At 68.7% G+C, this 26,836-nt stretch carries 19 protein-coding genes; 16 read left to right on the forward strand and 3 right to left on the reverse strand.

The window, feature by feature from the left end:
* Positions 1-32: 32 nt before the first annotated feature.
* The 5 genes from P3H15_RS08865 to gdhA all read left to right on the forward strand — a co-directional run bounded on the left by P3H15_RS08865 (position 33) and on the right by gdhA (position 6,166).
* Positions 33-1,007, forward strand: a complete 975-nt coding sequence (locus P3H15_RS08865) for a LysR family transcriptional regulator (protein WP_072945066.1) — start codon at positions 33-35, stop codon at positions 1,005-1,007.
* A gap of 244 nt (positions 1,008-1,251) precedes the next feature.
* On the forward strand, positions 1,252-1,968 hold the full coding sequence (locus tag P3H15_RS08870) for an SDR family NAD(P)-dependent oxidoreductase (RefSeq protein ID WP_276136865.1): 717 nt from the start codon (positions 1,252-1,254) through the stop codon (positions 1,966-1,968).
* Between the two features lie 28 nt (positions 1,969-1,996).
* On the forward strand, positions 1,997-3,292 hold the full coding sequence (locus P3H15_RS08875) for an NAD(P)/FAD-dependent oxidoreductase (RefSeq protein ID WP_276136866.1): 1,296 nt from the start codon (positions 1,997-1,999) through the stop codon (positions 3,290-3,292).
* A gap of 64 nt (positions 3,293-3,356) precedes the next feature.
* Positions 3,357-4,754: an MFS transporter gene (locus P3H15_RS08880; protein ID WP_276136867.1), complete on the forward strand. Its 1,398-nt coding sequence runs from the start codon at positions 3,357-3,359 to the stop codon at positions 4,752-4,754.
* A gap of 41 nt (positions 4,755-4,795) precedes the next feature.
* A complete protein-coding gene (gene gdhA, locus P3H15_RS08885) occupies positions 4,796-6,166 on the forward strand; it encodes an NADP-specific glutamate dehydrogenase (protein ID WP_276136868.1) in 1,371 nt (456 codons plus the stop codon).
* Between the two features lie 165 nt (positions 6,167-6,331).
* On the opposite strand, the gene P3H15_RS08890 is transcribed toward gdhA, so the two are convergent.
* Positions 6,332-7,504: an MFS transporter gene (locus tag P3H15_RS08890; RefSeq protein ID WP_276136991.1), complete on the reverse strand. Its 1,173-nt coding sequence runs from the start codon at positions 7,502-7,504 to the stop codon at positions 6,332-6,334.
* Positions 7,505-7,646: 142 nt separating this feature from the next.
* Here P3H15_RS08890 and P3H15_RS08895 point away from each other — a divergent pair, with 142 nt between their 5' ends.
* On the forward strand, positions 7,647-9,008 hold the full coding sequence (locus P3H15_RS08895) for an amidase (protein WP_276136869.1): 1,362 nt from the start codon (positions 7,647-7,649) through the stop codon (positions 9,006-9,008).
* 18 nt (positions 9,009-9,026) lie between these two features.
* Here P3H15_RS08895 and P3H15_RS08900 read toward each other — a convergent pair whose 3' ends face one another.
* Positions 9,027-10,214 carry a CaiB/BaiF CoA-transferase family protein gene (locus P3H15_RS08900; protein WP_276136870.1) on the reverse strand — a complete coding sequence of 396 codons (1,188 nt, stop codon included), beginning with the start codon at positions 10,212-10,214 and terminating at the stop codon, positions 9,027-9,029.
* 183 nt (positions 10,215-10,397) lie between these two features.
* Between P3H15_RS08900 and P3H15_RS08905 the strand changes: the two genes are divergently transcribed.
* The 10 genes from P3H15_RS08905 (at position 10,398) to P3H15_RS08950 (ending at position 24,720) form a co-directional block, all read left to right on the forward strand.
* Positions 10,398-11,501, forward strand: coding sequence for an XdhC family protein (locus tag P3H15_RS08905; RefSeq protein WP_276136871.1), 1,104 nt, complete (start codon positions 10,398-10,400; stop codon positions 11,499-11,501).
* Positions 11,502-11,592: 91 nt separating this feature from the next.
* A complete protein-coding gene (locus tag P3H15_RS08910) occupies positions 11,593-13,296 on the forward strand; it encodes a PucR family transcriptional regulator (RefSeq protein WP_276136872.1) in 1,704 nt (567 codons plus the stop codon).
* A gap of 165 nt (positions 13,297-13,461) precedes the next feature.
* A complete protein-coding gene (locus P3H15_RS08915) occupies positions 13,462-14,898 on the forward strand; it encodes a uracil-xanthine permease family protein (protein WP_276136873.1) in 1,437 nt (478 codons plus the stop codon).
* A 76-nt stretch (positions 14,899-14,974) separates the two neighbouring features.
* Entirely contained in the window at positions 14,975-15,886 is a 912-nt protein-coding gene (locus P3H15_RS08920) for a xanthine dehydrogenase family protein subunit M (RefSeq protein ID WP_276136874.1), read from the forward strand.
* Positions 15,883-16,533 carry a (2Fe-2S)-binding protein gene (locus tag P3H15_RS08925; RefSeq protein ID WP_276136875.1) on the forward strand — a complete coding sequence of 217 codons (651 nt, stop codon included), beginning with the start codon at positions 15,883-15,885 and terminating at the stop codon, positions 16,531-16,533. The genes P3H15_RS08920 and P3H15_RS08925 overlap by 4 nt, the downstream gene beginning before the upstream one ends.
* Entirely contained in the window at positions 16,530-19,031 is a 2,502-nt protein-coding gene (gene cutA, locus P3H15_RS08930; RefSeq protein ID WP_276136876.1) for an aerobic carbon-monoxide dehydrogenase large subunit, read from the forward strand. Before P3H15_RS08925 ends, cutA begins: the two co-directional genes overlap by 4 nt.
* Positions 19,028-19,684, forward strand: a complete 657-nt coding sequence (locus tag P3H15_RS08935) for a carbon monoxide dehydrogenase subunit G (RefSeq protein ID WP_276136877.1) — start codon at positions 19,028-19,030, stop codon at positions 19,682-19,684. The genes cutA and P3H15_RS08935 overlap by 4 nt, the downstream gene beginning before the upstream one ends.
* Before the next feature lie 179 nt (positions 19,685-19,863).
* On the forward strand, positions 19,864-21,966 hold the full coding sequence (locus P3H15_RS08940) for a hydantoinase/oxoprolinase family protein (protein WP_276136878.1): 2,103 nt from the start codon (positions 19,864-19,866) through the stop codon (positions 21,964-21,966).
* A complete protein-coding gene (locus P3H15_RS08945; RefSeq protein WP_276136879.1) occupies positions 21,963-23,912 on the forward strand; it encodes a hydantoinase B/oxoprolinase family protein in 1,950 nt (649 codons plus the stop codon). Before P3H15_RS08940 ends, P3H15_RS08945 begins: the two co-directional genes overlap by 4 nt.
* Before the next feature lie 4 nt (positions 23,913-23,916).
* Positions 23,917-24,720, forward strand: a complete 804-nt coding sequence (locus tag P3H15_RS08950) for an NmrA family NAD(P)-binding protein (protein ID WP_276136880.1) — start codon at positions 23,917-23,919, stop codon at positions 24,718-24,720.
* A 42-nt stretch (positions 24,721-24,762) separates the two neighbouring features.
* On the opposite strand, the gene P3H15_RS08955 is transcribed toward P3H15_RS08950, so the two are convergent.
* The gene (locus tag P3H15_RS08955; RefSeq protein ID WP_276136881.1) at positions 24,763-26,832 is read right to left on the reverse strand and encodes a PhoX family phosphatase; all 2,070 of its coding nucleotides are present in this window, start codon (positions 26,830-26,832) and stop codon (positions 24,763-24,765) included.
* Positions 26,833-26,836 lie beyond the last annotated feature (4 nt).

Raw genomic sequence — 26,836 nt, forward strand, 5'->3', positions numbered from 1 at the left:
CAAGGAAGCTCCTATCGAGAAGGTTTCTGCCGATGTCCGAAGGGCCGACTCTGCGTCAGCTGCGGTACTTCCTGCGCTCGGTGGAGGCCGGATCCTTCTCGGCCGCAGCCGCGGCCGAGCACGTGGCCCAGCCGAGCTTGTCCGAGCAGATCCGACGGCTCGAGCGCAACATCGGCGCGCAATTGTTCACGAGGACGAACCGGACGCTGCAGCTGACCGACGTCGGCCGAATGATCATTCCGCTGGCCCGGCAGACCGTGCGCAGTGCCGACGATCTCGCGGCCACCGCCCGCGAGGCCCGCACGCTGACTGGCGGCGAGGTCTCGTTCGGCACGTTCAGTAGCGCGCACCGCTACCTCCTCACACCGCTGATCACGGAGTTCCGGTCGCTGCACCCGCAGGTCAAGGTCAAGATCGTCGGGTTGAACTCGTCCGAGGTGGCGAACGCGGTCCGCAACGGCGATCTCGAGGCGGGACTCGTCCAGCTGCCGATCGACGAGACCCGCCTCGCCGTGAGCGACCCCGTTCTGGTGGACGAGGTGGTGTACGTGAGCGCCGATGCGAACCGAACGGGGCAGCCGATCTCCATCGAGGATCTGTCCCGGGCGACGCTCATCCTGTCGGAGGCCCGGTGGCAGGCCGACGACCCGCTTCGCCGCAGTATCGCGGCACGCGCCGAGGCGGCGTCGGTGGACGTGGCGCCGACCATCGAGGTCGAGTTCCAGTCGGCGGCCATGGAGCTTGCCGCCGACGGAATCGGTGACACCCTCGTCTCCTACCTCGTCGCCCGGTCGCACGAGAGCGCGAACAAGGTGACGTGGGTTGCGCTCGACCCGCCCTACGAGGAGCGTTTCGCGTTCGTCACCCACGCGAGCGGGAGCCTGTCCCCGGCGACCCGGCAGTTCATGTCCCTCGCCCACCGTCACATCTCCGCCCTGCAGAGTGTGGCCTCGGGGTGGAGCGGCCGACGGCCCACCCGGACGGCGGCGAACGAGAACGGGCGCTGACACCGCCGCCCCTCTGCCCCTCCGCCCGTCGTGGCATCGCTGTGACACATCCCGCACCCCGTGAAATACGGCAGTAACCTCGCCGATCCCAACGCTCAACATTCGCCGCTATCTATAGGTAAAACCTAGAACTGGCGCTGCGACTATGCCGTTTACGAGCCTCCGGGCGTCGCACAGACTGGGGAAACAGCAAGTCGAGTGTGGGCTGGAACACACCGGCGAAAGTCGATCGAAGGAGTTCGCGATGGCAGGTCTGGGCGAAGTGAAGACAGCGGTCGTCACCGGTGCGGCGAGCGGGATGGGACGGAGCACTGCGGCCGCTCTGGTGAAGGAGGGGTGGGACGTCCTCGCCCTCGACCGCGTCGCGACGGAGTTCGAGGCGCCCGGTGCGACGGTGCGGACCGTCGAGGTCGACGTGACCTCGCGGGAGGCCGTCGGCCGCGCGATCGCCGATCATCTCGCGAACGGATCGAGGTCCCTGGAGCTGGTGGCCAACATTGCCGGCATCTACCCGCCCAGCACCCTCGAAAACTTCACCGAGGACGTGTACCGCACGGTGTTCGACGTCAACGTCCTCGGCGTCCTCAACGTCGCGGCCGAGGCGGTGACGCACATGCAGCGCGGTGCGATCGTCAACTTCGCTTCCGTCGACGCCTTCACGGTCTCGCCGGGACAGATGCTCTACGGCGCATCGAAGGCAGCGGTCGTGATGATCACCAAGGAACTCGCACTGGAGCTGGCGCCGAGGGGAATTCGCGTCAACGCCATCGCCCCCGGCTGGGTCAACACACCCGGCAACGCGGCAACCGGCCGGATGGCCGCCGCGGCCGCAGGCATTCCGCTGGGCCGGGTGGCCGAACCCGAGGAGATCGCCCGCTGGGTGTCCATCCTCGCCGGCCCCGACGCCGCGTTCATGACCGGCGAAACCATCGTCCTCTCCGGCGGCGACGTCATCCGCTGACGTCCGATCCCTCTTCGAAAGGAACACCATGACTTCCTACTGTGTCATCGGCGCCGGCGCGGCCGGACTCTCGGCCCTGAACGTGCTGACCGAGCGTGGCTACCAGGTCGACTGTTACGAGAAGAGTGATCGCGTCGGCGGTCACTGGAACACCGACTACGACGCCCTGCACCTGATCACCTCCCGCGACATGACCCACTTCGAGGGCTTCCCGATGCCCGCGGAGTACCCGCACTTCCCGCGGCGCGACCAGATCCGCGACTACATCGCCTCGTATGCCCGCGCCCGGGGGCACGACAAGCGGATCTCGTTCGATACCGAGGTCCTCTCGGTCACCCCCGTGGACACCGGCGGCCCCACCGGATCGGCGGGGTGGAACGTCACGACCACCAGCGGCGCCGGCACCTACGACGGCGTGCTGATCGCCAACGGACACCTGTGGGATCCCAAGGTGCCCCACGTTCCGGGCACCTTCGCGGGCAAGCAGATTCATTCGGGCAGCTACCGGAACGTCGGGGACATCGAAGGCAACCGCGTGCTCGTCGTGGGGGCCGGTAACTCCGGCTGTGACCTCGCCGTCGACGTCGCCCAGCACCGTCTCGAAGCCGACATCGTGGTGCGGCACGGTTCCTACTTCCAGCCGAAGATGTACTTCGGCCGCCCGCGCCAGGAACTGCCGTTCTTGGCCGAGTTCTCACCCTCCGAACAGGACCTGATCGCCCGGTTGCTCGCCCGGGTGTCGATCGGCGAGAACGCCGACTACCCCGGGTTGCCGGTTCCGAAGCACCGCACGCTCGCGGACGGTGCCACCGTCGTCAACGACCTTCTGCTGTACTGGATCCACCACGGCCGGGTCGGCGTCGTCGGCCACGACATCGCCCGATTCGACGGCAACACCGTCCACTTCGCGGACGGATCGGCGAGGGAATACGACACCATCCTGTGGGCCACCGGATTCCACCCGAGCGTGCCGTTCATCGACGACGCCCTCATCGCCCGCCGCCACCAGCGACCGCTGCGCTACGCCGGCGGCATCATCCCGCAGGGCCTCGAAAAGCTGTACTACATCGGAATGGCTGCGCCGCGCGGCCCGCAGATCCCCGTCTACGGCCGGCAGGCCGACATCGCCGAACGCATGATCACCCTGCACGAGCAGGCCGGACCCGGCGGCGCCGACGTCGCCGCCTACGTCGCGCGACTGCAGGACGCCGAAGACCGCATCGACATCCCCCGCGACATCTGGAACGACCAGATCGCCGACACCGAACGGCTTCTCGACGCCTACGCCGCGACCGTCGGCGACGCCGCCCGCATCGGCAAGTGACCGTCGCGACCGCGCATCTCCCCGTTGTGCCAACCCCCTGACCTCCCCTCCCCGAGGACACACCATGACCACTCATCTCATCGACGACAGTCCGCTGACGCGATACCACAAGAAGCTGATCGTCGCGTGTTCCGGTGGCCCGTTCCTGGACGGCTACCTACTCAGTATCGTCGGCGTCGCCCTCGCGGGTGCGAGCGCCGACCTCGACCTCGACGCGAGCACGCTCGGATTCGCCGGCGCGGTCTCGCTTGTCGGATTGTTCTTCGGAAGCTTGATCTTCGGCCCCGTCACCGACCGGATCGGCCGACGGGTGATGTACACCGCCGACCTGCTGGTGATGATCCTCGCCTCCGTGGCCTGCCTGTGGATCGATACCGGGTGGCAGCTCATCGCCCTGCGGTTCGTCATCGGCGCAGCGGTCGGTGCCGACTATCCGATCGCGACATCTCTTCTGACCGAGTGGATTCCGAAGAAGTCCCGCGGCGCGATCATCGGCCTGCTGTCGGTGGTCTGGTTGGTCGGTGCGGTGGTCGCCTACCTCGTCGGCTTCGCGCTGACGAGCGTGTACGGACCGCAGTCGTGGCGGTGGATGCTGGCGAGCGGCGCGGTGTTCGGCGTCATCGTCCTGCTCCTGCGCATGGGTGCCCACGAGTCGCCCCGATGGCTGGTCGCGAAGGGCCGACTCGAGGAGGCGCGCGAACACGTGTCGGACGTGCTCGGCCGCAATGTCACCCTCGAGGAGATCGCGACCCTCGCCGCCGACGAAGATTCCCCCGGCCCGGGCCGGTTCACCGAACTGCTGCGTGGCGACTACCTGCGACGCGTCGTATTCTGCGGACTGTTCTGGATGTGCTTCGCGATCCCGCAGTTCGCGCTGTTCACCTACGGTCCGATCATTCTCTCGCACATGGGTTTCAGTGGAAACGGCGCCTCGGAAACGCTCGGCCAGATCATCCTGAATCTGGGCTTCGTTCTCGGTGCACTTCCCGGGATGAGATGGGTCGAGACGCGGGGACGGCGTCCCCTGATCCTCGGTAGCTTCTTCTTCGGCGCCCTCGCGCTCGTGCCGTTGGGCGTGTGGCCCGGTGCCCCCACCTGGTTCGTCATGGTGTTCTTCTTCCTGTTCACCCTGATCAACAGCGCCGGAAACATCCTGGTGTTCATCTACCCGAACGAGTTGTTCCCCACCCAGATCCGTGCCAGCGCGGTCGGGCTGGCGACCGCGATCAGTCGCGTCGGTGCAGCGGTCGGGACGTTCCTGGTGCCGGTGTCGCTGGACACGCTGGGCACCGGCACCACCATGCTCATCGGAGCCGCAATCACCCTCCTCGGCTTCGTCATCAGCTTCTTCTGGGCCGAGGAGACCCGCAACCAGTCGCTGGCCTCGGCGGCGCAGACCACCGCGACTCCTGCGGACCTCCCCATCGGCACCACTCTCACCGGCCCGAACGGCGCCTCGTAGAACCCCACCCCCCATATCGACACTTCGTTGCGGAGGAAGCAATGACACTCCTGGACACCGACACTCTTCGTTCCACAGATCACGTTTCAGTGGTTCTCCGTAGCGTTCGTCATCGCAGCCCCGGGGAATCGGTCTTCCATCAGGCGGTGGAGGAAGTCCTCGCCGCCCTCGGACCGGTCCTGGACCGGCATCCCGAGTACGTCGAGGCGCGGATCCTCGAACGGCTCTACGAACCCGAACGCCAGGTGATGTTCCGCGTTCCGTGGATAGACGACACCGGACAGGTACAGGTCAACCGCGGATACCGGGTCGAATTCAACAGTGCCCTCGGGCCGTTCAAGGGTGGACTCCGCTTCCATCCGACCGTCGACCTGGGAGTCATCCGGTTCCTCGGCTTCGAGCAGATCTTCAAGAACGCCTTGACCGGGCAGGGCATCGGCGCCGGTAAGGGTGGCAGCGACTTCGACCCGGCCGGGCGCAGCGACGCCGAGATCATGCGGTTCTGCCAGTCGTTCGTCACCGAACTCTATCGGCACCTGGGCGAGCACACCGACGTCCCGGCCGGCGATATCGGCGTCGGTGTCCGGGAACTCGGCTACATGTTCGGACAGTACAAGCGCATCGTGAACCGTTTCGAAGCCGGCGTGCTCACCGGGAAGGGTGTCGGGTGGGCCGGATCCCATGCGCGGACCGAAGCCACCGGGTACGGGGCCGTGTACTTCCTGCGCGAGATGCTGGCCACTCGCGGCGGGACGCTCGAAGGCCGCCGCGCGGTCGTGTCAGGTTCGGGCAACGTGGCGATCTACGCGATCGAGAAAGCCCATGCGCTCGGTGCCACCGTGATCGCCTGCTCCGATTCGGGCGGCTTCCTCGTCGACGACGCCGGCATCGATGTGGACCTGCTCAAGGACGTCAAGGAAGTCCGTCGGGCCCGGCTGTCCGCGTATGCCGCCGTACGCCGGTCCGCCACCTACGTCACGACCGGTTCCGTCTTCGACCTGCCCTGCGACGTCGTCCTCCCCTGCGCCACTCAGAACGAACTCGGCGAACAGCACGCAACGGCCCTGATCCGCAACGGAGTTCAGGCCGTCTCCGAGGGAGCGAACATGCCGTGCACCCCGGGCGCGGTCGCACTGTTCCGCGACGCCGGCGTCCTCTTCGGTCCCGGCAAGGCGGCGAACGCCGGGGGTGTGGCCACCTCCGCCCTGGAGATGCAGCAGAACGCGGCCCGGACATCGTGGACGTGGGCGGAAACCGAGAGCCGTCTCGAAAACATCATGCGGGACATCCACGATCACACCCGGGCCACTGCGGCCACCTACACCGACGACGCAGACAATTACGTCGCCGGCGCCGCCATCGGCGGATTCATCCGCGTCGCCGACGCCATGCTCGCGCAAGGAATCGTGTGATCCGTCCGCGACCTCACCACCGAAAGGACTTCTCGTGCCGACGGCCGGCCATGGAATCGCCCACCGCTTCACGAACCGCGTCGCACTCGTCACCGTCGCTGCTTCCCGTCCTGTCGCGCTGACCCCCACGTGAGCGGCAAAGTGTGCCCGGGCACACTTTGCCACTCACCTGGGGGTGAGGTGCGGATCCTTCGCCTTGCGGCCCACGGCCACGGACGCGAGCATCAGCAGCGCCGCCCCCGCGAAGCAGGCGGCGTAGCCGACGCGCGGGGCGAGGAGTGAGATGACGAACGGGACGGCGAAGCCGACGTAGATCAGGCAGTAGAACACCGCCACGGTCTGTGCGAGTTCGTCTTCCGGCGACAGCTTCTCGACGGATGCGAGACCGGACCCGAGCAGGATCCCGTAGCAGGATCCGAGGAGGAGGGCCGCGACGACGATCGCGACCACCGGCAGCGCACCGTGCGTATACGCGACCACGGTCGCGGCGCCGAAACCCAGCACCCCGAGCACGATGCCGACGTAGATCCCGGTGGCGTCGTCCTGCTGCGACCACCGTTTGGCCCACGGCTGGATCACCGCCCCGGTGATCAGGGTCAGTGCCGCGACGAGACCGGTGAACGCCACCGAGGTGGAGCGCAGCGACTCGGACACGAGCGGCGGAAGCGTCGCGAACGACACGGTCGCCACCCCGAACACCCACGGCGCCCAGGGCGCAATGCCCCACCGGAACCGGGAGGTCGCGAGCGCCGACAGGGGCTTGGCGACGAGGTCCGTCGCGCGGACCCGCGCATCGGGCACCGACCACACCAGCGCCAGGGCGCCGGCCATCAACACGATGTGCACCAGATACGGGAGCAGTTCCGGCGCGGGGAGCCACTGCGCGATCACGCCGGCGAACAGCGCTCCGCAGCCGAAGCCCGCCGACAACGACATGGCGGCGCGGCGCGCACCCGCCCCGGCCGGCGACGTGGAGCTGAGTTCCTTCATCCAGGCGGTGCCGGCGCCGAACGCCATGCCGGACGCGAGTCCGGCCAGCACCCGTCCCAGGTAGAGCAGGTCGGGGACGGCGGCTCCCGCGATCAGGACGAGGGAGGAGACGATGCCGACGGGGATCATCGGACGGATCACCGCTCGCCGGCCGAACCGGTCGGACACGCGCCCGAAGTACAGCAGCGCAGGGATCAGCCCGACGACATACGACGCGAGCATCGCGGTGAACGAACCGCTCCCGAGACCGAGATGCTCGCGGTAGACCAGCTGCATCGGGGCGAACTGGTTGGCTCCCCAGCTGACCGCGAATAGCGCGACGGCAAGGCGGACCCAGGGCGAGAGCATCATCCGATCCTTCCAGAGCCGGTAGCGCGGCGAAGTATCAACTCTTCACAGGCCGGGCGCCGCATTCCTGTGGACACTGGCCGTGTGCGGCGGGTCCGGGGGTGTCTAGCGTCGACCCCTGAGCACGAGCCGAGGAGGACATGTGTGGGGTAACGACGGCAGCTGGGTCGGCTCGGACGCGCGGACGATCGCCCGCGCCGTGGCGAACCGGGAGGTGTCCGTGAGCCGGGTGCTCGACGACCACCTGGCTCACATCAAGGCCCGGAACCCGGAGCTGAACGCCGTCGTCACCGTCGCCGAGGACCAGGCGATCCGGGCCGCCGACGACCTCGACACCCGGATCGCCCGAGGTGAGGACGTCGGTCCGCTGGCCGGAGTGCCGTTCACGGTGAAGGACCTGATCGCGACCGCGGGTGTCCGGACGACGGCGGGATCGCGGGCGCTCGAGCACAACGTGCCTTCTGTCGACGCGCCCGCGGTGGCCGCGATGAGGGCGGCCGGCGCGATCCTCGTCGGCAAGACGAACACCCCCGAGTTCGGCGCGAGCGGCCTCACGCACAACGACCTGTTCGGGTACACCGTGAACCCGCTCCGGCCCGGCGGTATCGCCCGCTCGCCCGGCGGATCGAGTGGCGGCGAGGCGGCGGCGATCGCGTCCGGGATGAGCGTGGTCGGTCTCGGCACCGACTTCGGCGGGTCGGTGCGCTGGCCCGCGCACTGCACGGGACTGCGGTCGGTCCGCCCGACCGTCGGCCGGGTCGACCCCGACGGCCAGTATCCCGGCGTCCTCTCGGGCGATCACCTGCTGACCAATCCGGCGACCATGCACGGCACGCTGCAGACGATCGGTCCGATGGCGCGGACGCTCGACGACGCGGCCCTCGTGCTGCGGGTGCTCTCGTCCCGGCAATACCGGTGGACCGACCCGGGCGCGGTGGACCTCTCACGTCTCGACGTCACGTGGGCGCCCGGCGAGGGGACCGTCCCGGTGGACGAGGAGATCGTCGCCGCCGTCGCGGGTGTCGCCCGGCAACTCGGCGCCCGCCGGTACGCGGGTGCGGCGCTGGCGGAGGGGAACGATCTGTTCGGGACGTTGCGGTCCGTCGAAACTCACACCGACATCGAAGAACTCGGCACCGGCTTCGGGACGAACATCGCGGCGATGCTCGCCGACGCACGGGACGTGGACCGGCGCGGGGTCGAACGGCTGTGGGCGCGGCGATCGGAACTGGTGCACCGGTTGCTCGGCGAGATGGGGGACGTCCTCGTCCTCCCCGTCGCCTCGATCCCGGCGCCCCCGCTCGGCGAAGAACTGTTCGACGTCGGTGGGCAGTCGCTGACGTGGGCTCAGGCCCTGGCGAGTTGCCGCACGATCAGCGTGACGGGACTGCCGTCCGTCGTCGTCCCGGTGGGAATCACGAAGTCGGGTTTGCCGATCGGCGTGCAGGTCGTCGCGCGGCCGTGGTGCGAGCACGTCGCGCTGGCCGTGGCCGCCCGGTTGTGAGGCGGCCACGGCCAGGGATCAGATCACCCGGTCCCGCCGGAGGCCCTCGATGTCTTCCTCGCTCAGCCCGAATTCGCCCAGCACCTCGGCCGTGTCCTGCCCCAGCACCATCGGCGGCGCATTCCGGATCGGCAGGGTTTCCTCGTCCACCCAGAACGGGCTCCGGACCAGCGGGACCTCACCGCCGTCCGGGGTGGCCACGGGCTGCACCATCCTCAGGGCCTGCACCTGCGGGTCGGCGAACGCCTGATCGATCGTGTGGACGGGACCGCACGGGATGCCCGCCGCGCGAATCAGTGTCACCCATTCCGCGGCCGGCCGCACGGACAGCAGTTCGAGCAGTTCCTTGGTGAGTCGGTCCCGGTGCGCGAGTCGTGACTGGCCGGTGCGGTATTCGGGCCGGTCGGCGAGGGCGGGGTCCCCGAGAACCTGGCACAGCGAGTCCCAGTGCTTGTCCGAGCCGGTCGCGATGATGATGGGGAAATCGGCGGTGTCGAAGGTGCCGTACGGCGTGATCGTGGGATGCGTGTTCCCGTTCGGCTCCGCGACGCGTCCGGTGCTCAGGTAGTCCTGGGCCTGGAACGACATGATCGACAGCGCCGATTCGAGCAGGGACGTCTGCACGTGATGACCCGCACCGTCCCGCCCCCGGGCCACGAGTGCCGCCGTGATGCCCAGCGCCGCATAGATACCGGACACCGTGTCGATGATCGGGATGCCGACGCGCATCGGCGTGTGGTCACCGGCGCCGGTCACCGACATCAGGCCCGACATGCCCTGCGCGACCTGATCGAGTCCCGGCGAGAACTGTTCGGGACCGGTCGGCCCGAAACCGCTGACACTCATGACGATCACTCCGGGATTGTCCGCGGCGAGCGACTCCTGGTCGAGCCCCATCTCCGCGAGAACACCGGGGCGGAAGTTTTCCACGATGACGTCCACGCCGACGGCGATGCGGCGCAGCAGTTTCCGGCCCTGCTCACTACGCATGTCGAGAGCGACCGAACGTTTGCCGCGATTGACGGAGGTGAAGTAGAGGCTGTCGCTGCCGTCGAACGGCGGCCACTGCCGGGAACTGTCACCACCGGAACGGGTCTCGACCTTGATGATGTCGGCGCCGAAGTCCGACAGCAGTGCCGTGCACAGCGGTCCGGCGAGGGCCCGCGTGAGGTCGAGGACCCGGATCCCGCTGAGCAACTGGTTCATGGTGGATCCTCGGTTCTCTGTGAAGGAAGGGGGACCGTCCGAGAATTGCGGACTCGCCGGTCGATAGCGATGGCGAGAATGCACAAGCGGCCGCTGGGGATTTCGGCGCATTGTGTGCCGCGACGGCAGGTCACCGCCGGTTAGCGTGAGCTACCCGAACAAGCACCCGAGGAGGACGAGACGATGCGCGACATCCTGACGGGCCTGGAAGCGTGGTTCGACCGCGACGAGACGTTCGCGCTCGCGACCGTGGTGCGGACCTGGAAGTCGTCCCCGAGGGCGCCGGGCGCGGCGATGGCCGTGTCGGAATCCGGCGAGGTCCTCGGCAGCGTGTCCGGCGGATGCGTCGAGAGCACGCTGTACGAGACGGCGCGGGACGTGCTCGCCGACGGGCGGAGCCGCACCGAAGTGTTCTGCGTGGCCGACGACGATGCGATCGGTGTCGGGTTGACGTGCGGCGGCACCATCGAGGTGTTCGTCCAGCGCATCGGACGGCACGACTTCCCGGGTTTCGCGGACGCGGCGCGGCGCATCCGCGGCGGCGAATCGATCGCCGTGCTGACGGAGACCGGCGACGATTCGCGGACCCGGCGGTGCGTGATCACCGAAGACAAGACTTCCGGTGACCTCGAGCTGCCCGAGGACGATATCGAGAACGTCCGCCGGCGGCTCGACGCCGGTGAGTCGCTGGTGTATCAGCTGCAGTCGGAGACGGTGTGCATGGTCGAGATCTTCGCGCCGCCGCCGCGGATGTACATCTTCGGCGCCATCGACTTCGCCGCCGCCATGTGCACGCTGGGCGCGTTCGCCGGCTACCACGTCACGGTGATCGACGCCCGCGCCGTGTTCGCGACGCGCGCCCGGTTCCCGGACGCCGACGACGTCGTCGTGGTGTGGCCGCACCGGTTCCTCGAGACCGCGCCGGTCGACCGCCGGACCGTGCTGGCCGTGCTCACCCACGACGAGAAGTTCGATATTCCGCTGCTCGAACTGGCGCTGCGATCGGACGCGGCGTACATCGGCGCGATGGGCAGCCGGGCCACACACGAGCGCCGCGTCGCGCTGCTGCGCGAACAGGGGACGACCGCGGCGGAGCTGGCGCGGCTGCATTCACCGATCGGCCTCGACCTGGGTGCCCGCACCCCCGAGGAGACGGCGGTGTCGATCCTCGCCGAGATGATGAAGACGACCCGCGGAACCACGGGGCTCGAGCTCCAGCTGCTCAGCGGACCTATCCACCGCGACGCGCCCGCCGGCACGGGCCGACCGCTCGAGTGCACCGCGTGAGCGACGTTTGACGGGTATTCGGGTCGCGACTTAAGGTCAGGCTTTCGCGCCATCCGGGGCGAGTGTCGGATCAGGTGAGCAGGGTGTTGCAGTGACGACGAGGGATGCCGGTAGTTCCGCTCCCGGGTTCCGCGCAGCCGCAGACACCGGCAACGGGCCTGGTCCGGGCGTTGCGCCGCAACCGCTCGCCGACGTGCTGGCGTCCGATCTTCTCGTCTCCGCGACCCTCGTCGCCGGCGAGAGCGGCACCTCGCGCGAGGTGTCGAACATCGCCGTGATGGCGGTGCCGGACATCGGGCCGTGGCTCCGGACCGGACAGTTGCTGATCACCACGACCGCGGTTCTCGGCCGGCTGGTCGAACCGATCGACGCGTTTCTCGCCCGGCTCGACCGGCGAGGCGTCGCCGGGCTCGCTGTCCGCCTGGACGACCCCACCGCGGAGCTGCCTGCCGAGATGTCCGATGCGGCCGAAGAACTCGGGCTTCCGGTCGTCGTGGTCGCGGAGCTGTACCCGCAGGCACACCCGCTGGCGGCTGCTCTCGCCGAGTCGTCGGCCCGGCAGGTCGACGCCGTGTTCGAGGCGGACCGGCTGCGGCGGGTGCTCGTCGACGTCGTGATGGCGGGCGGCGGGTTCGCCGAACTGTCCGTCGCCGTCGCCCGTGAACTGGGCGGGGCGGTGCTGATCACGACACCCGACGGACGTCAGTTGTGCCGGGCGGGCGACGAGTCGGAACTGAGCAGGCTGGCGTCGAGCGCAGCGCTCGACTCCACCGGGCGGGTCCGCACCGATTCCACGGAGGGCGGGCTCGGCCTGCACCGGCTGGGCGACGAGTCCATCGCGGTATCAGCGATTTCGGCCAACGGCATCGACCACGGGCGGCTCGTGCACTTCACCACCGGGCACCCGCTGCGCAGCGAAGACCTGTATCTCGTCGAGCAGGCGGCGGCGGTGTGCGCCCTGGTGGTGGCCCGCGAACTGGTCGTGTCCTCGGTGGAGGAGAAGCACCGCGCCAACTTCGTGCGTGACCTGCTGCTCGGCCGCGGCGGCGAACACGAGCACGTGGTCGCGCACGCCAAGACGTTCGGCTGGGACCTGGACCGCCCCGTGGTGGTCGTGGTGATCGAACCCGATCCGGTCGGCGAGGACGAACCGTCGATGCCCACCCGGATGCCGCTCGTCGAGCGGCAGGCGCGGGCGTTCACCAGCGCCGTCGCGGGCCGCGACCAGGGTGCCGCCGTCACCGCGCTGGCGACGGAGACGGTGATCCTCATGGGTGTCGGCACCGACACGATGAACCTCGTCCACGAACTCGTCGCCACCGTGCGCGGCGCCGGCGGCGGTGGTCGCCGTGCATTCGGGGTGGGCGTGTCCCGGCCGACGGACTCGGTGGACGGCATCCCCGCCCTCTACGGTCAGGCTCGGACCGCGCTGAAGGTGGGACGGCAGATCACCGGCGCCTGGGCGGTGACGCATTTCGACGACCTCGGCGTGTACCGGCTGCTGAGCCTCGTCGAGGACGACCGCGAACTCGAATCGTTCGCGAGCGAGACGCTGCGCGAACTGACGGCCGACACACCCGAGGCGCAGGACATGCGGCGCACCCTCGAGGTGCTGCTCGCCACCAACATCAACATCGCCGAAACCGCACGTCAACTCCACTTTCACTACAACACCCTGCGGTACCGGGTGGTGAAGCTGGAGAAGATGCTCGGGTCGTTCACCGATCACCCCGAATTGCGCCTCGACCTGTCGCTCGCCCTCAAGATCATGGCGATGCGCGGCATCAATTCCTAAAGTTGCCAATTTCGCCGGGCACGCCCTGGCAGATTCTTCTCACGCCGGGTGGCTGACGCTGTAATAACGTTTCCCTCCTATCGAGGTGTAACTGTGACGTGCGGCACATCGCCAGAAGCGGGCCGCCGGCACCCCTGCACCGCCACCTGTCTGAAAGGTCCCCCTATGCCTATCTGGACACTGCACGGAGATGGCAAGACCATCGCACCCGGGGAGGTCGTCACCCCCAGCGAACGGCTCAGCTGGGGTCGCACGATCGGACTCGGCGGGCAGCACGTGGTCTCGATGTTCGGCGCCACGTTCGTCTTCCCGATCATCATGGGCCTCAATCCTCAACTGGCCGTGATGATGTCGGGCTTCTGCACGCTCTTCTTCCTGCTCGTCGTCAAGGGCCGGATTCCCAGCTATCTGGGGACGTCGGCCGCATTCGTCGGCGGCATCGCCGCGATCCGTGCCCAGGGCGGCACGTCCGCGCAGGTGACGGGCGCGATCCTGGTGTCGGGTCTCGTGCTCGCCGGGATCGGCGTGCTGATCCACTTCCTCGGTGGCGGGGTGGTGTTCAAGATCCTGCCGCCCGTGGTCACCGGCGCCGTCGTCATGCTGATCGGGTTCAACCTGGCCCCGGTGGTGGCCGGTACGTACTGGCCCCAGGACCAGTGGGTCGCGTTGACGGTGATGGTGGTGCTGGTGGTGGCGAGCGTCGCGCTGCGCGGATTCCTCGGGCGGGTCGCGATCTTCCTGACACTGCTGTTCGGATACGTGTTGTCGTGGGTGCTCGACGTGACGACCGGCATGATCACGTCGTACGACCCGGTCGCCGACGCGGTCACCGAGCACTTCCGCGTCAACTGGGACGGCGTCTCCTCGGCGTCGTGGATCGGGCTTCCGTCGTTCTCCGACGAGGCGAACGGCATCGTCGGCATCCACGCGCCGTCGTTCAGTCTCACGTTCATCGTCCTCGTGCTGCCCGGGGTCATCGCCCTCATCGCGGAAAACGCCGGACACGTCAAGGCCGTCGCGGAGATCACCAAGACCGACCTCGACCCGATGATGGGACGCGCCCTGATCGGCGACGGCCTGGCCACCACCATTGCGACCAGCGTCGGCGGATCCCCCACGACGACGTACGCGGAGAACATCGGCGTCATGGCCGCGACCAAGGTGTACTCGACCGCCGCGTACGCCGCGGCCGGGGTGATCGCGATGCTGCTGGGCTTCTCCCCCAAGTTCGGTGCCGTCATCTCCGCGACCCCCGGCGGCGTGCTCGGCGGAATCACCGTGGTGCTCTACGGGATCATCGGCCTGCTCGGCGCGAAGATCTGGAAGGAGAACGGCGTCGACTTCGGCAATCCGCTCAACCTGATGCCCATCGCGGCGGGCCTGATCATCGCGATCGGTGACGTGGAGCTGACGTTCAGCGACAGCTTCTCCCTCAGCGGCATCGCGCTCGGCACGATCGTGGTGATCGGGATGTACCACCTGTGCCGCGTCATCGCCCCGAAGGACGCCGACGACGCCGACGACCCAGGCACCGGCCGTCACCACCCGAAGCCGGCCACCGGCGACGGAACGGTCCCGGACCGGGTCGGTCAGCTCACGTGATCTGCCAGCGTCAGCACGTGAGTTTTGTCACTAGTTCACGAAACGTCGAGCGTACGATACGGGCAGGATCTGAGGAATGAAACCGTCGCCACTGACTTATCACCGACCTCGGTCGATCGACGAGGCCTGTCAGATCCTCGCGGACGTGGCTCACGAGGGAAAGGTGCTCGCGGGCGGGCAGTCGCTGATCCCGCTGCTGTCGATGCGGCTGGCCGCGCCTGCGCACCTCGTCGACATCGGATCGATCCCCCGGCTGGACGCGGTGTCGTCGTCACGCGACCTCGGTGTCACGTTCGACGCCCTGACCACGCACTCGATGTTGGAAGCCGACCGCGGCGCCGCCCAGGTGCAGCCGCTGATCGGCCGCGGGCTGCGTCTCGTCGCGCACCCGACCATCCGCAACCGCGGCACGACGGTCGGGTCCATCGTGCACGCCGACCCGTCCGCCGAGATGCCGGCTGTGCTCGCGCTGCTCGGGGGCTCGATCACCGTGCGCTCGGTGCGCGGGGTCCGGGAGATCCGGTCGACCGACCTGTTCGCCGGGCCGCTCGAAAGCACCCTCGAGGCGGACGAGATCGCGACCAGTGTCACCGTCCCGGCGGCCGAGCCCGGTGTCGGGACGGCGATCGACGAGATCGCCCGCAGGCACGGCGACTACGCGCTCGTCGGGGTCGCCGCCCAGGTGCGGGTCGAAGACGGCGCGGTGGCCGAGGCCCGGATGACGTACGTGTCGGCCGGCGAACTCGGTGAGGTCGTCGACTACACGGACATCCTCCAGGGCGCGTCCGCGATCGACGACCGGGACCCGTTGTGGCGGAATCTGTCCGAGTTCGCGCGGGAACGGATCGACACCGAACCCGACATCCACGCCACGGCGCGGTACCGGTCACAACTGGTGGCGGCGCTGACCGCGCAGGTCGGGTTCGCGGCCGCGCAGGATGCAGTACTCGACGGTGCCGCCGTGCACGCGTCGGCGGGAGGAAGATGACCATGGCAAAGGCAACGACCAGCATCGACGAGCAACTCGCCGAGCTACAGGAGGAGACGGGCGAACAGCACGTCGCGGTGACGTTCACACTCAACGCGGTGACGCAGACGGTGCTGCTGCCGTCGCGGACGCTCGCATCCGACGCGATCCGGCACCATCTGCGCCAGACGGGAACCCACGTCGGCTGCGAGCACGGCGTGTGCGGCGCCTGCACCGTGCTGCTCGACGGCAAGCCGGTGCGGTCGTGCCTGGTGCTCGCCGCGAGCCTCGAGGGCCGGGAGGTCACCACCGTCGAGGGTCTCGTCGAACCCGACGGCACGCTGCATCCGGTGCAGCAGGCGTTCATCGACTGCCACGGCCTGCAGTGCGGGTTCTGCACTCCCGGGTTCGTCACGACCATCGCCGCGTTCCTCGAGGAGAACGACTCGCCCACCCGCGAGGAAGCCACCGACGCGATCGCCGGCAACCTCTGCCGGTGCACCGGCTACCAGAACATCCGGGCGGCCGTGCTGCGCGCCGCGGAGATCAAGCGGGAGCGGTCGGGCGAATTCCCGCTCGGCAAGGACGACGAGTCGGCACGCGCGTCACTCGATCCGAAGGTCCGCGGCATCACCAACCCCGTCGGGGGAAGGGCAGGGCGAGCATGAGCGTCACGAAACCCCGCACCGCGCCGGCAGGCACGAAGCACACCGGCGGGGACACCGCCGAATCCGAGAAGCTGTTCGGCACACCGATTCCCCGCACCGAGGACGCCCGGTTGCTGTCCGGCAACGGCCGCTACCTCGACGACCTGGGCCACAACGCCCTCATCGCCGCGTTCGTCCGATCACCGCACGCGCACGCCCGGATCACCGGGATCGACATCGATGCCGCGCTGGACCTGCCCGGCGTGCACGCGATCTACACGTACGACGACCTCGTCGACGACTCCCCGGAGATGGCCGAGAACCTGCCCCTCCTGATCCCGCACCCGGCGATCACCGCCCCGCGCAACGGTTATCCGCTCGCCAAGGACGAGGTGAACCACGTCGGTGAGGCGATCGCGATGGTCGTCGCCGACAGCCGGTACATCGCGGAGGACGCGTGCGCCAAGATCGACGTCACGTACGAGATGCTCCCGCCGGTAGTGGGTATCGACGTGGCGCGGCAGGCGGACAACGCCGTGCACGCCGACGTCCCCGACAACGTCGCGGCGCACCTGCAGCACGGCTTCGGCGACGTGGACGCGGAACTGGCGAACGCACCGCACCGGCTCACGCTGAACCTCGAGATCGAGCGGTCGGCGTCGATGCCGATGGAGGGCAAGGGCGTTTACGCCCGCTGGGACACCGACGAGCAGGCGCTCACGTTCTGGACGTCGACTCAGACGTCGACGTCGGCCCGCGCCGCGATCGCGGCCCGGCTGAAGATGGCGCACAACAAGGTCCACTGCATCGCCCCCGACGTCGGTGGCGGTTTCGGCGTCAAGATCGTTCACCCGTGGCCGGAGGAGGTCATGGTCACCTGGGCTGCGCGGCAGCTCGGGACGGCCGGCATCTCCAGCGAGGTCAAATGGGTCGAGGACCGTCGTGAGCACTTCGTGTCGAGCGCGCACGAACGCGGCCAGATCCAGGAGGTGAGGGTCGGATTCGACGACGACGGCACCCTCCTCGCGTTCGACTTCACGTTCTGGCACGACAACGGCGCGTACCTGCCCTACGGCATCATCGTCATGCTGAACACATCGACGCAGGTGCTCGGGCCGTACAAGCCGAAATCGTTCCGGGTGGACGCGTACTCGCTGTACACGAACACCGTCATCGTCACGCCCTACCGCGGCGCCGGCCGACCGCAGGCCGTGTTCGCGATGGAACGGGCGATGGACGCGATCGCGAAGTATCTCGGCAAGGACGTCATCGAGGTCCGCGAGCACAATTTCATCCGGCCCGAGGAGATGCCGTACGACTTCCACCTCACGTTCCAGGACGGCCGCCCGCTGATCTACGACACCGGCAACTACCAGGCCGGGATCGACAAGCTCAAGAAGCTCATCGACTGGGACGGGTTCGCCGAGTACAAGAAGCAGGCGAAGGCCGAGGGCCGGTCCGTGGGCATCGGGATCGGCGCCTACGTGGAGGGAACCGGGCCGGGCCCGTACGAGGGCGCCCACGTCCTCGTCGAAACGTCCGGGAAGGTGAAGGCCGCAACGGGTCTGACCACTCAGGGGCAGGGCCACCAGACGGCGTTCGCGCAGATCGTCGCGGACGACCTCGGCGTGCCGGTCACCGACGTGGAGATCGTCACCGGCGACACCCGCCGATTCGGCTATGCCGTCGGCACGTTCGCGTCCCGCGGCGCCGTGATGTCCGGGTCGGCGTTCCACGTGGCCGCGCAGATGGTCGCGGAGAAGGCCCGCAAGATCGCCGGGGACGCGCTGAACCTCGATCCCGCCGAACTGGAACTTCGCGGTGGGCACGTGTGCAAGATCGGCACACTGCCCGGCGCCGAGGGCACCTCCATCTCGCTGGGTGTGGTCGCCGTGCTGTCGAACCCACTGCGGTACGCGTTCGACGACGCGTCGAGGCAGGCCACCGGATTCGCGAAAGCCGATACGGACATGACGATTCCGCCGGTCCGCGAAGGTGAGCAACCCGGGCTCGAGGCCACCGGCTACTACTCGCCCCCGACGTCGACGTTCGCGTCCGGCGTGCACGCGGCGATCGTCGAAACCGATCCGGTGACGGCCGAGATCCACGTCCGGCGGTACGCCGTCATCCACGACTGCGGCAACGTCATCAACCCGCGGATCGTCGAGGGCCAGGTCATGGGCGCCGTCGCACAGGGTGTCGGCGGCGCGCTGTACGAGAAGATCGTCTACGACGAGCACGGCCAGATGCTGAACGCGTCGTACATGGACTTCCTGATGCCGTTCGTCACCGAGATGCCCGACTCGCTCGAGATGGACCACACCGTCACCCCGTCCGGCCTCAATCCCCTCGGCATGAAGGGTGCGGGCGAGGCGGGCGTGATTCCGACGTCCGCCGTCATCGCCGCCGCGATCGAGGACGCGGAAGGCATCCCGATCACATCCATGCCGATATCCCCGTCGGAGTTGTTCGAGCTTCGCCTCGCGCACGCGTCGTCACAGAGCAAGGAGAACGAATGAGAATCGCAGGCACCGCCCTACTGACCGCACCGCCGGAGGCCGTGTACGACAACCTGCAGGACGGAAAGGTCCTCGCGGCCACCATTCCCGGGGTGCAGTCCCTCGAGCAGGTCAGCGACAACCATTACAAGTTGTCCATCACTGCGGGCGTCGCATCCATCAAGGGCACCTATGACGGCGAAGTGATTCTGTCGCAGCAGAATCGGCCCCAGTCGTTCGTGATGACCGCGTCCGGTGCCGGTGCGCCCGGCACCGTCAAGGCCGACGTGACGGTGCGGCTCGAGGAACGCGACGGCGGCACCCTGCTCAGCTACGACGCGGACGCCGTCGTCGGCGGCATGGTCGGCGGCGTCGGGCAGCGGATGATCACCGGCGTCGCGAAGAAGATGGCCGGGGTGTTCTTCAAGGGCATCGACGGCGTCATCGCCAACGGCATCCCGGCGGCCGAGGTCGCCGCCGCTTCCGGCGAGGTGCCGGCGGTCGCCGGTGTCGCGGAGGCAGCCCCGGTCCCCACGGCGGCCGCGGCCCGGCTGCGGGCACCCGAGGCGGCATCCACGGCAACTGTTCTCGCGTCGGCCGCACTGGGCGCCGGCATCGCCCTCGCCGGTGTTCTCGTCGGCGGCATCCTCGTGCGGGGCACCTGCTCGAAATAGCCCGCGCACACCCTCGACACAGCACCCCGAACCGCCCGGTTCGGGGTGCTGTCGTCTGTCCGGGCCCTCCGATCGCGGGCAGCGCCGAACGAGGACCGCCGAGTTCGGCGATATGTGACAAAGAAACCGGGCGGCGGAAACGGTGCAATTGCCTTACAGAGACGAGCCCAGGAGGAATCGTGGAATCCAGGAAGATTCGGGTCGGTATCGACACCGGCGGAACATTCACCGACGTCGTGGCTGTGGACGAGGAGTCCGGAGCCGTCGTCACCACCAAGACACCCTCGACGCCTGCCGACCCGGCGCAGGGCTTCCTCACCGGCATCGAGAAGGTGCTCGCCAAGCTCGGCGAGACCGGCGACGCGATCGGCGCCGTCAGCCACGGCACCACCGTCGCCACCAACAAGCTGCTCGAAGGCAAGGTCGAGAACCTCGGGTTCATCACCACCGAGGGCTACGAGCACGTCCTCGAGATCGCCCGCCAGTCCGTCCCCGACGGCTACGGCAACTCCTACTTCTGGGTCAAGCCCGACCGCATCGTCCCCGCCGACCGCGTCCGGACCATTGGCGGCCGGCTCGCGTTCGACGGCAGCGAGATCCGTCCCCTCGTCGAGGACGACGTCCGCGAGGCCGCGCGCTTCTTCGCCGAGCGCGGCATCCGCACCATCGGCGTGTGCCTCATGCACTCCTACGCCGACCCGAGCCACGAGACGCGTGTGCGCGACATCCTGCTCGAGGAATACCCCGAGGCCACGGTGAGCATCTCCAGTCAGGTGCTGCGCGAGTACCGCGAATACGAGCGGTCCATCACCACGCTGGTGGACGCGGCCGTGAAGCCGAACATCCGGAACTACGTCAACAACATCGCGAACCGGCTGCGCGAATTCTCCTCCGACGAGGGCGAGGCCCGCGACATCCCGTTCTACGTGATGAAGTCCAACGGCGGCGTCCTCTCCGCCAAGGAGGTCGTGCACCAGCCGATCACGACGGTGCTGTCCGGCCCGGCGGCCGGCGCGCTCGGTGCGGCGCTCATCGCCAGCGTCGCCGGCGTCGAGCAGGTCCTCACGTGCGACGGCGGCGGAACGTCGACCGACGTCACCGTCGTGGTCCGCGGCGAGCCCGCACTCACCACCGAGGGCCGGGTGGGGGCGTACCCGTCGAAGATCCCGATGATCGACGTCGTCACCGTCGGCGCAGGCGGCGGCTCCATCGCCTGGCAGACCCCCGAGGGCACGCTGCGCGTCGGACCGCAGTCGGCGGGCGCCGACCCCGGACCGCTCTGCTACGGCAAGGGCGGCAGCGAGCCGACCATCACCGACGCCCACGTGCTGCTCGGCCGCATCCCACCCCACCTGCTCGGCGGCGAGATCCCCCTCGACACCGAACTGGCCCGCAAGGGCGTCGAGCAGCTCGCCCACCAGCTGAAGCTCGACTTCGAGGCCTGCGCCACCGGCATCCTCGAGGTGTCGGCGTGGAACCAGGCCAACGCACTGCGGCAGATCACGGTCAAGCGCGGCCTCGACGTCCGCGACTTCACCCTGGTGACGTTCGGCGGCTCCGGTTCGCTGCTCGCCTGCCGGCTCGTCGACATCCTCGGGCTCAAGGACGTCCTCGTGCCGCTGAACCCGGGCAACGTGTCCGCGTTCGGACTGCTCACCGTCGACGTCCGCAACGACTACGTGCAGACCCACGTCTGCCGGCACGACCGGCTGGAGATCGCCGAACTGCAGTCGGGGCTGGACGCGCTCGCCGCGGAGGCGGAAATCGCACTCGCCGACGAGGGGTTCGGCGAGGCGGAGCGCAAGTACGCGCGTTCGGCCGACCTGCGCTACCTCGGCCAGGCCTTCGAGGTGCGGGTGCCGGTCGGTGACGGTCCGGTCACGCAGAAGCTGATGGATGAGGCCGCGGAGCGGTTCCACCAGGCGCACAAGGAGCTGTACGGGTACGACTTCCGCGGCGACCCGCACCAGCACGTCGAGTGGGTGAACCTGCGCGTCAGCGGCATCGGCCCGATCAAGCGCCCGACGCTGAAGGAGATCGCGGCCGGGACCGGAGCCGAGTCCGCCGTGACCGGCACCCGTCCGGCGTACTTCGACGAATGGGTCACCACCCAGGTCTACGACCGGGCCAAACTCGGCGCCGGCGACGTGCTCGAGGGCCCGGCGGTGATCGAGGAATTCAGCTCCACCATCCCCGTGCACCCCGGATTCCGGGCACGGATCGACACCTTCGGAAACATCCGCATCACCAAGATCGCCGACTCGAACGGAGCGAACCGATGACCGTCACCACCGAACCCGTTGCAGTGCAGCCGGTCAAGCCCTACCGGCTGACCCCGGTCGACGGTACGACGCCCGACCCGGTGCTGGTGGAGATCGTCGCCGGCTACCTCGCCAGCGTCGAGATGGAGGTCGAGACGTCCATCTCGCGGACCTCCCGCTCCCCGATGATCCGCGACGCGCACGACTTCCGCGCCGGCATCCACGACCGCAACCTCCGCAAGCTCACCGGCCGTTCGTATTCGGCGCTGGTGCATCCGGTGGCGCGGGACTTCCCGCTCGACACCATGAAGCCCGGCGACGTCTACTTCCACAACGACGTCTACCTGTCCGAAGGCGGCATCGGCCACCTCCCCGACCTCTGCGTCACCGTCCCGGTGTTCGCGACCCGGCCGGGCGAGACGGAACCGTCCGTCGTCGCGTTCGTGCAGGCGTTCGGCCACCACGACGACATCGGCGGCTGCTGCCCGGGATCGATGCCGTCCGGTGCGACCACGGTGTACGAGGAGGGCCTGATGGTCCCGCCGATCAAGCTGTGGGATCAGGGGGTGCCCAACGAGGCGGCGCTGCGCATCATGACCCGCAACTCGCGGATGCCCGACGCCCTGGCCGCCGACCTCGACGCCGAATGCTCCGCGTGCCTGATGGGCGCCCGTCGCCTCACCGAACTGTTCGAGCGGTACGGCTGCGACACCGTCGAGGCGTGCTTCGACGCGATGATGGACGCGACCACCGAGACGTACCGGCGGGAGATCCTCAGCAAGATCCCGAAGGGCGAGTACACGTGGGAGGACTACGCCGAACACGACGGTGTCGACGAGCCGATGCTGCACCGGCAGCGGATCACGCTCACCAAGACCGGACCGGAGGACGAGGGCGGCGAACGCCTGATCCTCGACTTCAACGGCACCGGCCCGCAGGCGAAGGGTCCGATCAACCACTGCGGTGACTACGCCGACGGCAACTTCCTCATCAAGTGGCTCGCCCCGATCCTGCGCAACCTCGCGGACAGTCCCGAGCGGATGGCGGAACTCGACGTCAACGAGGGCGTCGTGCCGTTGATCGAGATGAAGTTCCCGGAGAAGGGCACGCTGATCACCCCGATCTTCCCGGCGCCCACCAATGCCCGCACGTTCGTGATCCTGCGGCTGCTCGGCGTGCTCGCCGGCGTCGTCGCCAAGGCCGTCGACGGGAACATGCCCGCCGACCAGGAGACCATCCGCTACACCGGGGTGTACGGCGAGGACTTCGACGGGCACTCGTACCTGATGCGGGAGGTGCTCGGCGGCGGGTCCGGCGGCAGACACTACGCGGACGGTGAGGACACCATCCACGTCGTTCCCGATTCGCGGAACCTGCCGACCGAGTTCACCGAGAGCCGGTTCCCGTTCATCGTCGAGAAGCTGGGCCTGGCGAAGGACTCCGGCGGCGCCGGACGCTACCGCGGCGGCCTCGGCTACGAGAAGCACATCCGGATGCTCAAGGACGCCAACTTCATGTCCATCGCCGACCGCTCGATCCTCTCCTGCTGGGGAGTCAAGGGCGGCAAGGCCGGACGGCCCTTCTCGGTGGTCCTCGACCCGGGCGGCCCCAATGAGCGCGAGTTCGACGCGCTGACCGATGCCGAACCGATCAAGGCCGGTGAGGTCGTGCGCATCCGCACCACCGGTGGCGGCGGCTGGGGCGACCCCCTCGACCGTCCGATCGAGGAAGTCGTCCGGGACGTGCTGTGGGGCAAGGTGTCCGCGGAGGGCGCACGCGACGACTACGGTGTGGTGCTGGCGTCGTCGACCGGGGAACCGGTCGCGGACGTCGAGGCCACCGAAACGCTGCGCGAGCAGATGCGCGTCGACCGCGGCCTGGACGAACCGTTCTTCGACCGCGGTCCCGGCTACGAACGCCTCTCCGGCGGTGCGAAGTTCGCCGAATTCGACTTCATCGACCGGTGATCCGATGATCGAGTCACTCTCCCGCGGCGCCGGCATCGCCGTCGTCGGCGCCGCGGGGAAGACCGGAGCCGCCGTCGTCGCGGCGCTCGAGGGACTCGCCGACGTACGCCGGGTGGTGCACACCGCCCGGCGTTCCGGCGATTTCGCCGTCGACCTCGAGACGGGCGCGGGTTTGGACGATGCGCTGTCGGGGTGCCGGGGCGTGTACTTCATCGCCCCGAATGTGCATCCCGACGAGCCGGCCCTCGTGCGCCGGGTTCTCACGGCCGCCGCCGACGCGGGCGTCGAGCATGTCGTCTACCACTCGGTCGCGTGGCCGTACACCCCGGCGATGCCGCACCACGTCGACAAGGCGCGGTGCGAGGACGAACTCAGGACGTTCGGCGGGCTCCGGTGGACGGTCCTGCAGCCGTGCGCCTACGCGGAGAACTTCGCGGCGGTGCTGGACGGTTCGGAGACGGCCGTCGACCTGCCCTACAGTCCCGACGCGGCGTTCTCGTTCGTCGCACTCGCGGACGTCGCCGAGGTGGCCGCGCGAGTGCTGACGGAGGGCCCGGACATCCACCACGGCGCCACCTACGAACTCGGCGGCCCGGAGGCGCTCAGCGTGCGGGAACTGTGCGACCGGGCGGCCGGTCCGGTGTCGGTGAAGCAGGTGTCCGTCGACGAGTGGATGTCGCGGCACGGGCAGTCGCTGTCCGACGACGGTCGCGCCCGGTTGTCCGCGATGTTCGAGTTCTACGACCGGCACGGCTTCACCGCGGGCAATGCCGTGTTCGAGTCGCTGCTCGGCCGCCCACCCAGGTGAGCGGCAAAGCGTGCCGGGGCACACTTTGCCACTCACATGGGGTCAGACGCCGATCCGGCCGCCCGACTTCCACACCGCCACCACGGCGGGACGCGGCTGCGTGTCGCCGCCGTCGGGCCAGTGCGACGCCGGGTTGTCGGCGCTCGCGTCGTCCAGCTCACCCGGGTGCTGCACGCACACCGTGACCCGCTCCTCGCTGACGATCGGACCGCACGTCTCGGCGCCCTTCGGGACGGAGAGGAACTGCTTGGTCTCCCCGCGGTTCGCGCCGTCGAGGACGACGCTGAACAGGCCGTCGTTCGACTTCAGCGCGTTGCCGTCGGTGGAGATCCACAGGTTGCCGTGCGGGTCGAACGCCAGGTTGTCGGGGCAGGAGATCGGGCTGACGCTCTCCTTGTCGAACCCGCCGAAGTAGGTGTCGGCCGCCGTCGGGTCGCCGCACACGAGCAGCAGATTCCACGTGAACGCGGTGCCGGCGTGGTCGTCGGTGAGTTCGAGGACCTGACCGTTCTTGTTGTTGTTCCGCGGGTTGGCCTCGTCGGCGGCCGCCGCGCCGTCGACGCCGCGCTTGGTGTTGTTGGTCAGCGCCACGTACACCTTGCCGGTTGTCGGGCTGGGCTCGAAGTCCTCGGGGCGGTCCATCTTGGTGGCACCGACCTTGTCGCCGGCCTGACGGGTGAACACCGCCACCTCCTCGGCGCTCATGCCGTCGACGAGCGACTCGCCCCGGCCGTCCTCGCCGGTGCGCAGCAGCGGGATCCACTCCCCGGTGCCGTCGAACGTGCCGCTGGACGGCAGCGCCCCCGACCCGTCGATCTCGTCCGCGGAGTTGCCGGCGAACTTCGCGACGTACAGGGTGCCCGCGTCGAGCAGCGTCATGTTGTTGCGGACGGCGGCCTGGCTGTTGCCGTCCATCATCTTCCGGCTGGAGATGAATTTGTACATGTAGTCGAAGCGTTCGTCGTCGCCGCTGTAGGCCACGACGGTGCTGTCGTCGGTGACGTGGATGGTGGCGGCCTCGTGCTTGAACCGGCCCAGCGCCGTGTGCTTGACGGGTGCGGACGTCGCATCCCACGGGTTCACCTCGACGACCCAGCCGAAGCGGTTGACCTCGTTCGGCTCCTGGGTGAGGTCGAAACGCTTGTCGAATCGCTCCCACTTGCGTTCGGATGCAGCACCTTCCACGCCGTACCGCTTCAGCCGCGCGGCGACGGCGGGGTCGGTGACCAGTTCGGCGTTCGCGAAGTACTGGTTGAAGTTCTCCTCCCCCGACAGCACCGTGCCCCACGGGGTGACGCCGCCGGAACAGTTGTTGAGCGTGCCGAGCACCTTGGTGCCCGTCGGGTCTGCGGACGTCGTCAGGAAGTCGCTGCCCGCGGCGGGACCGGTGACGACGAATTCCGTCGTCGCCGTGATGCGCCGGTTGTACGGCCCGAAGTCGGGAGTGAGCGCGCCCGAGCCGGATTCACCCTTCACCTGCACCACGGACAGACCGTGGGCGGCGAGCGCCGTCTGGAACTGCTCCGGCGACGGGTTCTCGGCGTCGTATCCCTTGAACATGAACGGCTCGGTGGTGTACTCGTGGTTGACCACCAGCAGGAAGGTGTTCGGCTGCCCCTCGACCGGCAGCAGTCCGGCGAAGTCGTTGTTGAACCCGAACTGCTGCGCCTGCGCCTGGGCGGTCTGGTTGTCGAAGTCGAATGCGGGGGCCCCGGGCAGCACCGGGTCGCCCCAGCCGATCACGACGGCCTGCTCGTACCCCTCGGGGACGACGACGGCGTCCTCGGTGTTGGGGGCGACGGCACCGAAGTTCGTTCCCGCCGGTGTGGCGCCGTCCGAACTGCCTGTGCCGGAGACACTTCCGCTGCCGGAGTCGTCCGAGCAGGCGGCCAGCGCACTGCCCGTGCCGACGGCGAGGACGGCCATCCCCGTCCCGCGCAGCATCCCGCGCCGCGACAGGGCGGTGCGGGCGATGTCACGGAAGTACTCGCCGTGTGAGGTGTTGGGCACGTCGTGGGAGCACGCGTTTCCGCACTTGTACTGGCAGGTGACGGAGGCGCGCGAGGACGCGCCGTCATGGTTGACGAACAGTGCGAGGGGTTTCAAACTCACCGTG

The sequence above is a fragment of the Rhodococcus sp. T2V genome, from assembly GCF_029269925.1.
In the GTDB taxonomy this organism is placed as follows: domain Bacteria; phylum Actinomycetota; class Actinomycetes; order Mycobacteriales; family Mycobacteriaceae; genus Rhodococcus_F; species Rhodococcus_F koreensis.

Coding starts and splice junctions, on each gene's coding strand:
- P3H15_RS08890 (WP_276136991.1), bottom strand. CDS start 7,504: ATGCTCTCGCCCTGGGTCCGCCTTGCCGTCGCGCTATTCGCGGTCAGC.
- cutA (WP_276136876.1), top strand. CDS start 16,530: ATGAGCGTCACGAAACCCCGCACCGCGCCGGCAGGCACGAAGCACACC.
- P3H15_RS08920 (WP_276136874.1), top strand. CDS start 14,975: ATGAAACCGTCGCCACTGACTTATCACCGACCTCGGTCGATCGACGAG.
- P3H15_RS08950 (WP_276136880.1), top strand. CDS start 23,917: ATGATCGAGTCACTCTCCCGCGGCGCCGGCATCGCCGTCGTCGGCGCC.
- P3H15_RS08915 (WP_276136873.1), top strand. CDS start 13,462: ATGCCTATCTGGACACTGCACGGAGATGGCAAGACCATCGCACCCGGG.
- P3H15_RS08900 (WP_276136870.1), bottom strand. CDS start 10,214: ATGAACCAGTTGCTCAGCGGGATCCGGGTCCTCGACCTCACGCGGGCC.
- gdhA (WP_276136868.1), top strand. CDS start 4,796: ATGACACTCCTGGACACCGACACTCTTCGTTCCACAGATCACGTTTCA.
- P3H15_RS08935 (WP_276136877.1), top strand. CDS start 19,028: ATGAGAATCGCAGGCACCGCCCTACTGACCGCACCGCCGGAGGCCGTG.
- P3H15_RS08905 (WP_276136871.1), top strand. CDS start 10,398: ATGCGCGACATCCTGACGGGCCTGGAAGCGTGGTTCGACCGCGACGAG.
- P3H15_RS08925 (WP_276136875.1), top strand. CDS start 15,883: ATGACCATGGCAAAGGCAACGACCAGCATCGACGAGCAACTCGCCGAG.
- P3H15_RS08875 (WP_276136866.1), top strand. CDS start 1,997: ATGACTTCCTACTGTGTCATCGGCGCCGGCGCGGCCGGACTCTCGGCC.
- P3H15_RS08870 (WP_276136865.1), top strand. CDS start 1,252: ATGGCAGGTCTGGGCGAAGTGAAGACAGCGGTCGTCACCGGTGCGGCG.
- P3H15_RS08865 (WP_072945066.1), top strand. CDS start 33: ATGTCCGAAGGGCCGACTCTGCGTCAGCTGCGGTACTTCCTGCGCTCG.
- P3H15_RS08945 (WP_276136879.1), top strand. CDS start 21,963: ATGACCGTCACCACCGAACCCGTTGCAGTGCAGCCGGTCAAGCCCTAC.
- P3H15_RS08880 (WP_276136867.1), top strand. CDS start 3,357: ATGACCACTCATCTCATCGACGACAGTCCGCTGACGCGATACCACAAG.